Genomic DNA, 13,128 nt, shown 5'->3' with positions numbered 1-13,128 from the left:
GTAAACTATAGCCTGTGCTACACATTGAGAACAGAAATCGTCCACAACAATAAAAGGACTGGATCATGAGTCTCCCGGATTACCAATCGGTCTATGACAATTTCGATCCCGCCAGCCTCGAAGCCGAGATTCTGGAGGGCAGCCTGGACGCAGGACTTAACGTCTGTACTGAAATTTGTGACAAGTGGGCGGGCGACTCCCAGAGGGTTGCCCTGTATTACGAAAAAGCAGACGGTGGCTCCGGCAAGCTCACCTTTGCCGAACTGAAAGAACAATCCGCCCGCTTTGCGAATTACCTGAAGTCCAGGGGTATTGGTAAAGGCGACCGGGTTGCTGCCCTTTTGCCCCGCAGCCCTGAGTTGCTCATTGTGATCGCCGGCACCCTGAGGGCGGGCGCTGTCTACCAGCCTTTATTCACCGCTTTCGGGCCGGGAGCCATTGAATACCGCTTCGAGCGTGCCGACACCAAACTGGTGGTCACCGACCCGGCCAACTACCCCAAACTGATTGAAGTAAAGGACTGCGCGCCAGTGGTGTGCGTGAACGCCGCTGAAGTCAGTGGCGAAATCCCGGATTTCGATAAAACCCTTGCGGAGCAGTCTGACCACTTTGACCCGGTGCTGATCAAAGGCGGTGACCCCTTCCTGCAGATGTTCACCTCAGGTACGGTCGGCAAGTCCAAGGGTGTGGCGGTGCCGGCCAAGGCTCTGCTGGCGTTCTACGTATACATGAAGTACGCCATCGACCTGCGGGACGACGACGTGTTCTGGAACGTGGCCGACCCGGGCTGGGCCTACGGTCTCTATTATGCCGTGGTTGGCCCGCTGCTGATGGGCCACGCCACGCACTTCAACCCGGGTGCTTTTACCCCGGAAACCACCTACGACATGATCCGCAAGTACAAGATCACCAACCTGGCTGCGGCCCCCACGGCCTATCGGCTGCTTAAAGCTAACGACCATGTGTTACCAGAGGGCGAAAACCTCGGCCTGCGGGTGGCCAGCAGTGCCGGCGAGCCGCTGAACCCGGAAGTGGTGAACTGGATCGAGAGACGGCATTTCTGCCCGGTAAAGGACCACTACGGCCAGACTGAAACCGGCATGACCTGCTGCAATTTCCATGGCCTAGAGCACCCGGTGCGCCCGGGGTCGATGGGGTATTCGTCTCCCGGACACAAAGTGGTTGCCCTGAATGCGAAGAACGAAGAATTGGGCGAAGGCGAAATCGGCCAGCTGGCGGTGGATGTGAAAGCCTCGCCCCTGTTTCACTTTGATGGTTACACCTGGGGTGAGAAGGACCCGTTCGTGAACGGCTACTACCTCACTGGCGACATGGTGGTGAACCACGGTGATGGATGCTTCTCCTTCAGCGGTCGCGATGACGACATCATTACCACTGCCGGCTATCGTGTTGGCCCGGCCGACGTGGAAAGCACCCTGCTGGAGCATAAGGCCGTTGCCGAATCCGGTGTAGTGGCCAAGCCTGATGAAAAGCGGGGCTCCATCATCAAGGCTTATGTGGTGATCAAGGCCGATCAGGAACCGGATAATGAAGACGACCTTAAGGACGAGCTGCAGGAACTGGTGCGCCACCGCCTGTCTGCCCACGCTTATCCGCGGGAAATTGAATTCGTGGACGAACTGCCGAAGACACCCAGCGGCAAGATCCAGCGCTTCGTTCTGCGTAACCAGGCGAAGGAAGAGAAGCAGTAATGATTGTTACTTTCGAGGAACTGCAGGCTTTCCTCGCCGAACAGTTTCCCCAGGGTGCCCGCTACGGCACCCTGGAGAAGCTGGGTGACGGCTGGGCGGAAATGAAACTGGACGTGGACGACGAGCATCTGCGTCCCGGTGGCACGGTTGCCGGCCCGGCGATGATGGGCCTGGCAGACGTGGCCCTCTACGCTGCATTGCTGGGTAAAATCGGACTGGTTCCGCTGGCGGTTACCAGCAATCTGAATATCAACTTCCTGCGCAAACCCGTGGCCCACAGCCCGATCAGGGCTCATGCCAGGATGCTGAGAATCGGCAGGGCCAGTGGGGTGGGCGAGGTTTATATCCACTCTGATGGTCTGGAAGACCCGGTAGCCCATGCCACCATCACTTACGCCATTCCGGCGAAACGGTGACGCGATGAAGGTCAGTGACGTCGCCGTCCCGCTGGGGGATGGGGTCAGGGTTCAGACGCGGCGCCTGCGCCACGGGAAAAGTGCAGGGCCCGTGTTGGTGTTTCTCCATGAATCCCTTGGCAACATTGCGCTGTGGAAACAGTTCCCCCACCGGCTTGCAGAGGCCACCGGCCTGGATGCCCTGGTCTACGAACGTCAGGGCTATGGCGCTTCCAGTGACGAACCATTGCCACGTCCCTATGACTATCTGGAGCAGGAAGGGAAGGTGTGGTTGCCCCGGCTGCTGGATGCGCTGGAGATCGACGAGGTGATCCTGGTGGGTCACAGCGACGGCGGTTCGATCGCCCTGATTGCAGCGGCGGTGTTGGGTGACAGGGTGAAAGGCCTGATTACCATGGCGGCTCACACCTGGGCAGATCATCTTACCCTGGCCGGCATCCGCGATATGGGGCGGCGCTATACAGAAGAGGGCATCCGCGAAAAACTGCTTCGTCACCATGGCGGGCGTACGGAGGCGCTATTCAATGCCTGGCAGAAGGTATGGCTGGACGAGGGCTTTCAGCGGTCCATGAATTTTGCGCCCTGGCTGGACGCCATCCAATGCCCCGCTATGATCATTCAGGGGGAAGACGACGAATACGGCGTTCCAGAGCAGGTGACCCGTATCGTAGAGGGTATCGGAAGCCAGGCAGCGCCTGTTTTCATGCCCCGAACCGGCCACTCGCCGCATTTGCAGCAGCCCGAGCAGGTGCTGTCACTGATATGCGACTTTTTGCGAACACAGATTGATCAAAAAAGTGCGATTTAAGATTGACGTTTACGTAGACGTCAATCTACTCTGTAGTTAGTATAAATGCACAACAATAACAAAAGGTAGAATGGCTCATGAGTGACCCGTTCGTTCTGGAGACCCAAAACCTCGTCAAAGAGTTCAAGGGCTTTGTTGCGGTCGATGACGTCAACCTGAAGGTGCAGCGTGGCCACATCCATGCGCTTATCGGCCCCAATGGCGCGGGCAAAACCACGGTATTCAACCTCCTCACCAAGTTCCTGATTCCTACCCGCGGGAAGATCCTGTTCAAAGGCATGGACATCACGTCCATGAAGTCGGCTGCCATTGCCCGCGAGGGTGTGGTGCGTTCTTTCCAGATTTCCGCCGTGTTCCCCCATATGACCGCGCTGGAGAATATCCGCGTGGCGCTGCAGAGCTTCGAGGGTAACTCGTTCGCTTTCTGGAAATCCGGTGATTCCCTCAACAGGCTCAATGACCGCTGCATGGAACTGTTGGACAGCGTCGGCCTTGCCGACTTTGCCCACACCACCACCGTTGAACTGGCCTATGGCCGCAAGCGGGCACTGGAACTGGCCACTACTCTGGCTATGGAGCCAGAGTTGATGCTGCTGGATGAGCCGACCCAGGGCATGGGCAGCGAAGACGTGGACCAGGTTGTGGAACTGGTGCGCAAAGCCGCCCAGGGCCGGACGGTGCTGATGGTGGAGCATAACCTGAGTGTGGTCAGCAAACTCTGCGACCGTATCAGCGTGCTTGCCCAGGGTTCGATACTGACCGAAGGCGATTACCAGGAAGTTTCCGAGGATCCCAGGGTGCGTGAGGTGTACATGGGTGGCGCTGCGGCCACCGAGCAGGAGGCCGCGGAATGAGCCAGGGCCACAATAAGGAATACGAACAGCTTCGCATCTCAGGGCTGCATGCGTTTTATGGCGAGTCCCACATCCTTCACGGCATTGATCTGGAGGTTAAGCGTGGCGAACTGGTGACGCTGCTGGGCCGTAATGGCGCCGGCCGCAGTACCACCCTGAAGGCCATCATGAATATGGTGGGCAGGCGAACCGGTTCCATCATGATCAACGGTGAGGAGACCATGTCCTGTGCGCCTCACCACATAGCAAGGTTGGGAGTCGGGTATTGCCCCGAACACCGGGGCATTTTTTCCGGACTTAATGTCATGGAGAACCTGACACTCCCTCCCGTAGTCCGAAGTGGCGGTATGGGGCTGGAGGAAATCTTCTCCATGTTCCCGAACCTTTATGAGCGCCGCACCAGCCAGGGTTCAAAACTCTCTGGTGGTGAGCAGCAGATGCTAGCCATGGCCCGCATCCTGAGAACCGGAGCCAATATGCTGCTGCTGGATGAAATTACCGAAGGGCTGGCCCCGGTGATTGTCGAGAAGCTGGGCGAGGTGCTGGTCAAGCTCAAGAAGAAGGGGCTGACCATTGTCCTGGTTGAACAGAATTTCCATTTCGCCGCACCACTGGCGGACCGTCATTACGTGATGGAACACGGCCAGATTGTGGAGGAGATCAGCGCCGAAGAGCTTGAGACCAAGCAGTCGACGCTGGACAAGTACCTGGGTGTTTAACTCCCGGGTTCGAAAGTGCAAAGAGAGTGCAACAAAAGCAACAAGAACGAATCCCGAAAACCAACGCACGACAGTAGCGGAGAAACAACAATGACAATTACCAAAAAGCTTCTGACATCAGCGGTTGCATCAGCCCTGCTTGTGGGCGCTGCCCAGGCTGAAATATCCGACGACACAATCAAGATCGGTTACCTGGCGGATATGTCCGGTACCTACCGTGACCTGGCCGGCCCGAACGGCGAGGCTGCCCTGCGAATGGCTATCGAAGACTTCGGTGGCAAGGTGAATGGCGCGAAAATTGAGGTATTGACCGCCGACGACCGCAACAACCCGGACCAGTCATCCAGCACGGTTCGCCGCTGGCTGGAAGATGACAAGGTCGACCTGGTCGCAGGCCTGGTTGCTTCATCTGTCACCATTGCGGTCACCAAGCTTCTGGACGGCAGCGATACCCTGGGGATTGTCTCCGGTTCGGCGGCCTCAAGCATCACCAACGAACACTGTACCCCAAACCACATCCACTACGTGTATGACACTTATCCGCTGGCGAACGGTACCGCCAAGGCTGTTGTTCAGGAAGGCGGCAAGAGCTGGTATATCCTGACCGCAGACTACGCATTCGGTCATGCCCTTGAGGGAGACGTCACCCGGGTTGTGGAGGAGAACGGTGGTGAAGTCATCGATACCGCCCGTCATCCCTTCCCGACCTCGGATTTCTCATCCTACATTCTGCAGGCGCAGTCCTCAGGGGCCGACGTGGTTGCCCTGGCCAATGCCGGCGCCGATACCACCAACGCCATCACCACTGCCGGTGAGTTCGGCCTGACCCAGAGCGGCCAGACACTGGCAGCGCTGTTGCTGTTCCTGACAGACGTTCACGCACTGGGCGCCGAAACGGCCCAGGGCATCCAGCTCACCACCGGCTGGTATTGGGATCTGAACGACGAGACCCGCGAATGGTCCGACCGTTTCATGGAAGAGACTGGTGTGCGCCCGACCATGGTTCACGCAGGCATCTACTCCAGTGCCATGCAGTACCTGAACGCCGTCAAGGAAACCGGTTCGGATAAAGCCAGCGATGTTCGCAAGCAGATGATGGCCACGCCCATCAACGACATGTTTGCCAAGAACGGCACTATCCGCGAGGACGGCCGCATGGTGCATGACATGTACCTGGCGGAAGTAAAAACACCGGAAGAGTCCGAGAGCGAGTGGGATCTGTACGAGATTCTCCGCACCATCCCGGGAGACGAGGCTTACCGCCCGCTTTCCGAGAGCAAATGCTCACTCGTTTCCAGTAACTGATGCGCTGATCGACGGGCCGTCCCGCACCCCCTGCGGGACGGCCACTGACCTGCAGATAGGCAACTCACCTCCGTCAGTTGCGCTGCTTTTGGAGTTTGTAACATGACCGAGATTCTGGGAGTCCCCATCGCTGTGCTGTCTGGCCAGTTACTGCTCGGGATTATCAATGGCTCGTTCTATGCTTTGTTGAGCCTTGGGCTGGCAGTTATTTTCGGCCTGCTCAAAATTATCAATTTCGCTCATGGTGCCATGTACATGCTCGGCGCCATGGTCACGGTTATCATGTTCGACGTTATGGGCATCAACTACTGGGTCGCCCTGTTCCTCGCCCCAGTGGTGGTTGGTTGCTTCGGCATGCTGATCGAATATTTCCTGCTACGGCGGATTGCCGGGCAGGATCACATCTACAGTCTGTTGCTGACCTTTGGTGTTGCGCTGATGATTCAGGGCATCCTGACCAACATTTACGGGGTGTCAGGCATGCGGTATTCCATGCCGGAGATCTTCAAGGGTGGCTTCAGGCTTGATTTCATGTACTTGCCGTATTATCGCGCCTGGATTATCTGCGTGGCCCTGGTGGTCTGTTTCGGTACCTGGTTCATGATTGAAAAAACCAAACTCGGAGCCTACCTCCGGGCAGGAACCGAAGACTCCCAACTGATGCAGGGCTTTGGCATCAACGTGCCACTGCTGGTAAGTCTCACCTATGGTTTCGGGGTCATGCTGGCGGCGTTCGCCGGTGTTCTGGCCGCCCCCGTCTATTCCGTGAATCCTGTCATGGGGTCCAATATCCTTATCGTTGTATTTGCCGTGGTGGTCATCGGTGGAATGGGCTCTATTGCCGGCGCCATTATTACGGGCCTTTTAATGGGAGTCATTGAGGGCTTTACCAAAGTCTTTTACCCCGAATTTTCGTCCGCAGTCATCTTCCTGGTCATGGTGATTGTACTGCTGATTCGCCCTTCGGGCCTGTTTGGTAAGGAGGCGTAATCATGAACAATGCTGAAACCGAGAGTGAACTCCAGAAAACCATGATGGGACATCTCAAAGCGGACCGGCGCAGGAAGTTGATCCTGAATCTGGTGATACTGGCGCTGCTGATCCTGGCCCCGGCCGTGATCTACGCAACCTTCCTGATGAAGATTCTGTGTTTCGCCCTGTTTGCGGTCGCTTTCAATCTGCTGCTGGGCTATACCGGCCTGCTCTCGTTTGGCCATGCCGCATTTCTGGCGGCGGGTGGCTATACCACCGGCTACCTGCTGTCGAGTTACTCCGGGCTGACCACCGAAATGGGCATTATCGCGGGCACCGCGGCGGCGACGGCATTGGGTGCGCTGTTTGCCATAGTGGCGATCCGGCGCCAGGGCATCTATTTTGCGATGATCACCCTGGCCCTGGCCCAGCTTGTGTACTTCGTGTTTGTCCAGGCGCCGTTTACCGGCGGCGAAGATGGCCTGCATGGGGTGCCCCGCGGGCACCTCTTCGGCTTCATCGATCTGGAGAACAATGTCGCCATGTACTACTTCGTGCTGGCGGTCTTTGTCGGAGGCTACCTGTTGGTGCAGCGCATCGTTAACTCGCCCTATGGCCAGGTACTGAAAGCCATCAAGCAGAACGAGCCCCGTGCCGTCTCGCTGGGCTACAACGTCGACCGCTACAAAGTGATTGCGTTTGTGATCTCCGCCGGTCTGGCCGGCCTGGCTGGTTCGCTGAAGACTGTGGTGTTCCAGCTCGCTTCCCTGAACGACGCCCACTGGCACATGTCCGGCGAAGTCATCCTGATGACCCTGCTGGGCGGCACTGGCACGCTTCTGGGCCCGGTGGTCGGGGCCACCTTCGTGGTGAACCTGGAATACCAGCTGTCACAGGGGCCGCTGGGCGACTGGGTCGATCCCATCCTCGGCGCCATCTTCGTACTGACAGTAATGGCCTTCCGCTCGGGTATTGTGGGGGAGATCCAGAACTTCATGCGGAAGAATATGAGTTAGTCTTCGGCCGCCCAACTGCCATACCCCAGCTCCATAACCCTGGCTACATCTTCCTCAGGTATGGCAGTGAGGTCCCCCAGTTCCAGGGTGTCGTAGTGGAAGGCATACAGGCGTGAAGTAAATTCCGCGATGGGCAGGGAAGCTTCGCCGCGGATTTCGCCGTGTCCCCTTGTTGAGCAGGTGATGCCCTGACCCCAGTCCTGGCCGCTGTCATTATTGGGGTTGAAGAAGTACACCCGCATCTCGTTCGAGGGGCTGAGGGCCACACGCTGAATGGTAATGGCATGGCGGCCAACAAAGCGGGCAGCGCTGTCGGTGACGGCAATGCCGGCGGGCTGGTGGTGAATGACCGGAAGGTTGCCATTGTAGTAGGGGTGGTAACTGGCGTAGAAGTGGCGGATAAAGCCCTCGTAGTCCTTTATCTCTCCTGTATGGATGTCCGCTACCACCTTGAAGCCATGGCTCACCCACCATCCATAGAATTCCGGGTTAATCCAGCGGTGGGCGTCGTCGTCTCGGTCTTCACAGCGGCGCCACATTTCGCCGTATAGTCGATCAAGGTGGGGAATCAGGATCAGTGACACCGGGTCCACATCCACCGGGGTGTCCTTGACCAGGCCCGGCTCCAGGTTCCTGGACGACACTTCCCAACCTTCAAAACGGCCGAGTACCTCGTTATCCCTGGCTGCCCAGGCCAGTACCTGGAGCAGATAGTCCGCCTCATTGGCCGCCCACATGGACAAGCCGATGGCGGACTGGCAACTGGGGTTATTCCCCTGGCCGACGCCCAGCGGCTGACCCAGCAGATTGAGCACACCGGCCAAAAGGAAGACCCGTGGGGGTACGGCGTCACCAAAGGCAGAGGTAAGTACCTCTTCGGTTTCGGCGGACAATTTGAGCTTGATTTGCCGCCAGAACGCCTGGGCTACCGGAGGGGTGAACACGGACCCGCGCTCAAGCATCATCGCAAGGCCATAGACGGCCTGGCAGGTTTCCGGGTAGATGGCTTCGTCGATCAGGGTATAAACCAGCTGGTTGTAGCAATACAGATCATCCAGCCCGGTCATGGTGAGCCCGAGTGCTTTGGGGATCAGTTCCTCCTCATCACTGGTGCGCAGGAACCGGAGAAAGACGGCGTGGTAGGGGGAGGCAAGCCCGGTATCGTGCATGTTTCGGGCAAATTCAGTGGCCTCGGCCGACAGCGCGACATGGTCCATTTTGCTAAGGCGCAGCTGATAGATATCCAGGCCCGGGTCTTCCTTGCTGCCGGGCGTGGGTGCAAACAGAGCGCGGACCAGGCGGGTGGCATCGGCTGTGCCAGTGGTTTCCAGTTCCGGGTCATACAGGCATTTTGCAATCTGGCCGATCATGTCGCAGATGCTGTCCACCTGCACCGGTCCCTGCTCAAGGAGGCGCCATACCTCAGCAACCAGGCTGTCCAGCAGGCTTTCATAGCCGAGATGGGAAATCAGGTATTGATAAAGGCCCAGTACGACAGTGCCCAGCTCCTTCGGCCGTTCGCGGTCAGCTTCAGTGAGCGTACCGGAAAGCAGGTCCAGGTTCAGAGCCATAACCTGGGTAAGGAAGTGCCGGGCCTGCTCAGAAGAAATGCCACGGTGAAAATAATCGCCACGAACGACCGCCAACAGGCGGATTTCGCTGATCGCCTCTACCACCGTGGTTACGGCGCCTGCCTCACGCAGAGAGTATTTTGCCAGGGCAGGCTGCAGGATGCCCGGTCTGGACCAGTCGCTGGTACCGAATATGCCCGCCGATTCCAGCGCCCGAACCCGGCGGTAAAGCACATCAAAGCCGCCCGGCATGGTCATCAGTAATCGTGCCCGCTCCAGAAGGCTGAGACTGGACGCATCAGGCGACAGGCTTCGGGCGCGGGCGAAGTCCGCCAGCGCCATATCAAATTGCATAGAGGCCTGAGCAATATCCAATAGTCAGCTCCTTTTGTGGTATCCCGAACTGATTGGGGGGGGCAGATCGTTATGCCTTCCAGTTCCTGGTGTATTACAGCCCGTAATCCTGTGACCGGTATCTATTCAAACGTTCTTGGATGAACAGACTCCGGCTTCAAGAAGTCTTTGTCACCGGTGTTGGAATGGTCTCCCAGCACTTTGCCATCGGTTTCCCGGGTCTGCCCGTAAAGTGAATGCTTGTGGAAGGTAGGCCCGTACTTCTCGAGGGTTTCCTGTATATCGCCGGTGTAGCGAGGATCCTGGGGGCGCTCCTGGCTGCTCATGTAGTAGGCGATATCCCAGGCTTCCTGGTCCGTCAGGGATAAGGGTTGGCCCAGCGGCATATTGTTTTTGATAAAACCGGCAGCGGTAACCAGTCGCACGATGCCAGCGCCCCAGTTATTGGAGCCGTCACCCCAGGGCGCGGGGAACACCGTCTGACCGTCAACTCGCAGGCCCTGGCCATCTTCGCCGTGACATACGGAGCAGTTTTCCTCAAACAACTCCTCGCCGTTGGCATAACTCAGTTCTTCCGGGCGCTCTGGTGCCGGGAAACCGCGGCCATAGATCGGCTTGTCTGGATACATCTCCACACCCTTGGCAAGCCACTGGTGATACGCCGTCATGGCAACCATGTTATCGCTGCCATAGGCAGGTGGTTTGCCGTTCATTGAGTACGTGAAGCAGCCGGCAATCCGTTCCTCCAGGTTATTGACGTGGTCATTCTTGCCCCGGTATCCGGGTAAAGTGACCGCTGCCGGCCAGACCGGGGCACTGAAGGGCATGCGCCCCTCACCGAGGTGGCAGCTGGAACAGTTCATGTTGTTGAAAACGTTCTCGCCGCGAAGCTGCTGTGTGTTGGTGAACAGGTCGTAGCCCCGGCGAATCACCCGCTTGAGCTCCGGGTGCATCCCGGATTGCTCAAGATCTTCCATCGTGGGCGGGATATGGACCAGTTCATTGTCTTCCGGCGCCGGAAAACCCAGTTCGGTCAGCGCATTGATGTAGTCCTCTGTGCGGTCGCTTGCAACGACCGCAGTGGTGCATAGAAGAGAACCTGACAGCACGGCATAGGCAATCATTGATTTCATGGCTGCGACTCCTCTGCAGTGAGCTCGGGCGGTTGAGTTGCAAGCCAGGCGGCGACGGCACGTATGTCTTCGTCGTTTAGCCGCCTGGCAATGGAACCCATCAGGTCCTGCGGATCATTCTTGCGGGTTTCGGCCTGCCAGGCCTTAAGTTGTGCCTCGATATACCGGGAGTGTTGCCCCGCAATACCTGGAAATACCGCACCGGCGCCCTGGTTGTCCGGGCCGTGGCAGCTCTTGCAGGAGACAATATACTCCGACCAGTCACCTCTTTCGGCCAGCATCTGGCCCCGCTGGAGAACCGCCTCGCTGGCCTCCGTGCTTCCTTGATCGTGCGTGGGGGACATTTCACTGTAGTACCGGGCGACATCCAGAATCTGCTGATCCGACAACATGTTGGCGAAGGATTTCATGGTGGCGTTCTCGCGCGCACCGGACTGGTAATCCTGCAGCTGCTTGGCAATGTACTCGGCATTCAGCCCGGCCAGCCGGGGCCAGGCTTCGCCCTGTTCGTTATTCTTGCCGGAGCCATCGGATTGATGGCAAGAGGCGCACGTAGCAGCCGCTTCAGCACCACGAGAGGCATCCCCGGTGGTGGCTGCGAAAGCCCAGCCGTCCAGGGCCATAAGGCCCAGCGCGAGAATGGTGGTTGGCAGGTAGTTCATGGTCGGTGTCCCTCCCTGACCGTTGGGGCTTATTAATACCTGAGCATAGTACGCATACAGAAATCACACGAGTTTCAGGAGCGATTTAATAGTGCAGTCAGGTTCCATCACGTCATGCGTTTACGGTATATGCCTATCTTGCAAAACGCCCGGGAAAGCAGGATAAAGGAGCCTTGAAAACCCCCTGTGCCGGATCCTCGCCACAGGCCTGTTTGAGTTTCGAAAGGCTAACCTTATGGGTTCTGGTTTTGCGAGCGCTGACGCATTCCTTCAGGCGCACCCCGAGCTGCAGTTTATTGATCTGCTGATACCGGACATGAACGGCATTGTCCGCGGCAAACGCGTGGACCCATCAACCCTGCCCAAGGTGTTCGAGCGTGGCATTGCCATGCCTGCGTCCATTTTTGCCCTGAATATTCAGGGCACTACCGTGGAAGAAACCGGCCTGGGCCTGGATATTGGTGAGGCGGACCGGGTGTGCCTGCCCATAGATGCCACCCTGACCATGGAACCCTGGCAGAAGCGGCCTACTGCGCAATTGCTCTTGACCATGTACGAACTGGATCGGGAAACGCCATTTTTCGCGGACCCCCGCGTGGTACTGCAGAATATCGTCAAGCGCTTTGAAACCCTGGGTCTCACACCGGTTGCCGCCTATGAACTGGAGTTCTACCTGATTGACCAGGAGAACCTGGCCGGTCGGCCGCAACCGCCGAAGTCACCGATTTCCGGTAAGCGTCCGGCAGGCACTCAGGCCTATTCCATTGATGACCTGGATGAATACGCGGAATTCCTTGCGGATATACTGGATGCGGCCCGTGAACAGGAGTTGCCGGCCGACGCCCTGGTGGCAGAATCCGCGCCCGGTCAGTTCGAGGTGAACCTGCATTATGTGGATGATGCCGTGCGTGCCTGCGACCATGCCACGTTGCTCAAGCGCCTGATCAAGAACATGGCCTACGACCATGAGATGGATACAACCTTCATGGCCAAGCCCTATCACAACCAGGCTGGTAGCGGCATGCACCTGCATGTGAGCCTGGTAGATGAGGAAGGGCACAACGTGTTCGCGGGCGAGGCGGAGGAACCCAGCGACATGCTGCGCTGGGCAATTGGCGGCCTCGTGGCCACCATGAACGACGCCATGGCGCTGTTTTGCCCCAACATCAACTCCTACCGACGATTCAGCCCGGAATACTACGTGCCCAGTGCCGCCACCTGGGGCGTTGACAACCGCACGGCATCTCTACGCCTGCCTGGCGGAGATCCGGACGCCTTGCGTATCGAACACCGGGTAGCCGGGGCTGACGCCAACCCCTATCTACTGATGGCGGCGGTGTTGGCGGGCATTCACTACGGTATTTCCAACAAGATCGAGCCGCCGCCGGTGACGGTGGGAAATGCCCACGAACAGCATGATGCAACCCTGGTGAACAACCTGAGGGATGCCCTGCGGGAGCTCGGACAGTCAGCTGTGATGGCGGATTATCTGGGCAACCAGTTCCTGGATGTGTTCGTGGCCTGCAAGGAACATGAGTTGAACGAGTTCGAGATGACCATCTCGGACCTGGAATACCTGTGGTATCTCCACACGGTATAGCCCCGA

Annotated in this window: 12 protein-coding genes; 9 read left to right on the top strand and 3 right to left on the bottom strand. The window is 58.0% G+C overall.

Features of this window, described 5'->3' with window-relative positions:
• Positions 1 to 65 precede the first annotated feature (65 nt).
• From FO268_RS19620 to FO268_RS19585, 8 genes are all read left to right on the top strand, one after another.
• Positions 66 to 1,712, top strand: coding sequence for an AMP-binding protein (locus tag FO268_RS19620; protein ID WP_150994956.1), 1,647 nt, complete (start codon positions 66 to 68; stop codon positions 1,710 to 1,712).
• On the top strand, positions 1,712 to 2,128 hold the full coding sequence (locus tag FO268_RS19615) for a PaaI family thioesterase (RefSeq protein ID WP_150994955.1): 417 nt from the start codon (positions 1,712 to 1,714) through the stop codon (positions 2,126 to 2,128). The genes FO268_RS19620 and FO268_RS19615 overlap by 1 nt, the downstream gene beginning before the upstream one ends.
• Entirely contained in the window at positions 2,091 to 2,936 is an 846-nt protein-coding gene (locus tag FO268_RS19610; RefSeq protein ID WP_225316900.1) for an alpha/beta fold hydrolase, read from the top strand. The genes FO268_RS19615 and FO268_RS19610 overlap by 38 nt, the downstream gene beginning before the upstream one ends.
• Before the next feature lie 77 nt (positions 2,937 to 3,013).
• A complete protein-coding gene (locus FO268_RS19605) occupies positions 3,014 to 3,790 on the top strand; it encodes an ABC transporter ATP-binding protein (protein WP_150994953.1) in 777 nt (258 codons plus the stop codon).
• A complete protein-coding gene (locus FO268_RS19600) occupies positions 3,787 to 4,509 on the top strand; it encodes an ABC transporter ATP-binding protein (protein WP_150994952.1) in 723 nt (240 codons plus the stop codon). The genes FO268_RS19605 and FO268_RS19600 overlap by 4 nt, the downstream gene beginning before the upstream one ends.
• A gap of 90 nt (positions 4,510 to 4,599) precedes the next feature.
• The gene (locus FO268_RS19595) at positions 4,600 to 5,814 is read left to right on the top strand and encodes an ABC transporter substrate-binding protein (RefSeq protein ID WP_150994951.1); all 1,215 of its coding nucleotides are present in this window, start codon (positions 4,600 to 4,602) and stop codon (positions 5,812 to 5,814) included.
• 102 nt (positions 5,815 to 5,916) lie between these two features.
• The gene (locus tag FO268_RS19590) at positions 5,917 to 6,804 is read left to right on the top strand and encodes a branched-chain amino acid ABC transporter permease (RefSeq protein ID WP_150994950.1); all 888 of its coding nucleotides are present in this window, start codon (positions 5,917 to 5,919) and stop codon (positions 6,802 to 6,804) included.
• Between the two features lie 41 nt (positions 6,805 to 6,845).
• Positions 6,846 to 7,802: a branched-chain amino acid ABC transporter permease gene (locus tag FO268_RS19585; protein ID WP_227716573.1), complete on the top strand. Its 957-nt coding sequence runs from the start codon at positions 6,846 to 6,848 to the stop codon at positions 7,800 to 7,802.
• Here the strand turns inward: FO268_RS19585 and FO268_RS19580 are convergent.
• The 3 genes from FO268_RS19580 to FO268_RS19570 form a co-directional block, all read right to left on the bottom strand.
• Positions 7,799 to 9,727 carry a hypothetical protein gene (locus FO268_RS19580; protein ID WP_150995041.1) on the bottom strand — a complete coding sequence of 643 codons (1,929 nt, stop codon included), beginning with the start codon at positions 9,725 to 9,727 and terminating at the stop codon, positions 7,799 to 7,801. The genes FO268_RS19585 and FO268_RS19580 overlap by 4 nt on opposite strands.
• A 122-nt stretch (positions 9,728 to 9,849) precedes the next feature.
• Entirely contained in the window at positions 9,850 to 10,860 is a 1,011-nt protein-coding gene (locus FO268_RS19575) for a c-type cytochrome (RefSeq protein ID WP_202336708.1), read from the bottom strand.
• The gene (locus FO268_RS19570; RefSeq protein WP_150994948.1) at positions 10,857 to 11,522 is read right to left on the bottom strand and encodes a c-type cytochrome; all 666 of its coding nucleotides are present in this window, start codon (positions 11,520 to 11,522) and stop codon (positions 10,857 to 10,859) included. The genes FO268_RS19575 and FO268_RS19570 overlap by 4 nt, the downstream gene beginning before the upstream one ends.
• Before the next feature lie 235 nt (positions 11,523 to 11,757).
• On the opposite strand from FO268_RS19570, the gene FO268_RS19565 reads away from it, so the two are divergent.
• Positions 11,758 to 13,122 carry a glutamine synthetase family protein gene (locus tag FO268_RS19565; protein WP_150994947.1) on the top strand — a complete coding sequence of 455 codons (1,365 nt, stop codon included), beginning with the start codon at positions 11,758 to 11,760 and terminating at the stop codon, positions 13,120 to 13,122.
• Positions 13,123 to 13,128 lie beyond the last annotated feature (6 nt).

The sequence above is a fragment of the Marinobacter denitrificans genome (genome assembly GCF_008795955.1).
GTDB lineage: Bacteria > Pseudomonadota > Gammaproteobacteria > Pseudomonadales > Oleiphilaceae > Marinobacter > Marinobacter denitrificans.
Note: the sequence above shows the minus strand (reverse complement) of the source record. Positions and strands in the feature narration are given on the sequence as shown.

Bases quoted from the DNA above. Each gene is read 5' to 3' on its own strand.
- FO268_RS19620 (WP_150994956.1), top strand. From the start codon at position 66: ATGAGTCTCCCGGATTACCAATCGGTCTATGACAATTTCGATCCCGCC.
- FO268_RS19615 (WP_150994955.1), top strand. From the start codon at position 1,712: ATGATTGTTACTTTCGAGGAACTGCAGGCTTTCCTCGCCGAACAGTTT.
- FO268_RS19610 (WP_225316900.1), top strand. From the start codon at position 2,091: ATGCCACCATCACTTACGCCATTCCGGCGAAACGGTGACGCGATGAAG.
- FO268_RS19605 (WP_150994953.1), top strand. From the start codon at position 3,014: ATGAGTGACCCGTTCGTTCTGGAGACCCAAAACCTCGTCAAAGAGTTC.
- FO268_RS19600 (WP_150994952.1), top strand. From the start codon at position 3,787: ATGAGCCAGGGCCACAATAAGGAATACGAACAGCTTCGCATCTCAGGG.
- FO268_RS19595 (WP_150994951.1), top strand. From the start codon at position 4,600: ATGACAATTACCAAAAAGCTTCTGACATCAGCGGTTGCATCAGCCCTG.
- FO268_RS19590 (WP_150994950.1), top strand. From the start codon at position 5,917: ATGACCGAGATTCTGGGAGTCCCCATCGCTGTGCTGTCTGGCCAGTTA.
- FO268_RS19585 (WP_227716573.1), top strand. From the start codon at position 6,846: ATGATGGGACATCTCAAAGCGGACCGGCGCAGGAAGTTGATCCTGAAT.
- FO268_RS19580 (WP_150995041.1), bottom strand. From the start codon at position 9,727: ATGCAATTTGATATGGCGCTGGCGGACTTCGCCCGCGCCCGAAGCCTG.
- FO268_RS19575 (WP_202336708.1), bottom strand. From the start codon at position 10,860: ATGAAATCAATGATTGCCTATGCCGTGCTGTCAGGTTCTCTTCTATGC.
- FO268_RS19570 (WP_150994948.1), bottom strand. From the start codon at position 11,522: ATGAACTACCTGCCAACCACCATTCTCGCGCTGGGCCTTATGGCCCTG.
- FO268_RS19565 (WP_150994947.1), top strand. From the start codon at position 11,758: ATGGGTTCTGGTTTTGCGAGCGCTGACGCATTCCTTCAGGCGCACCCC.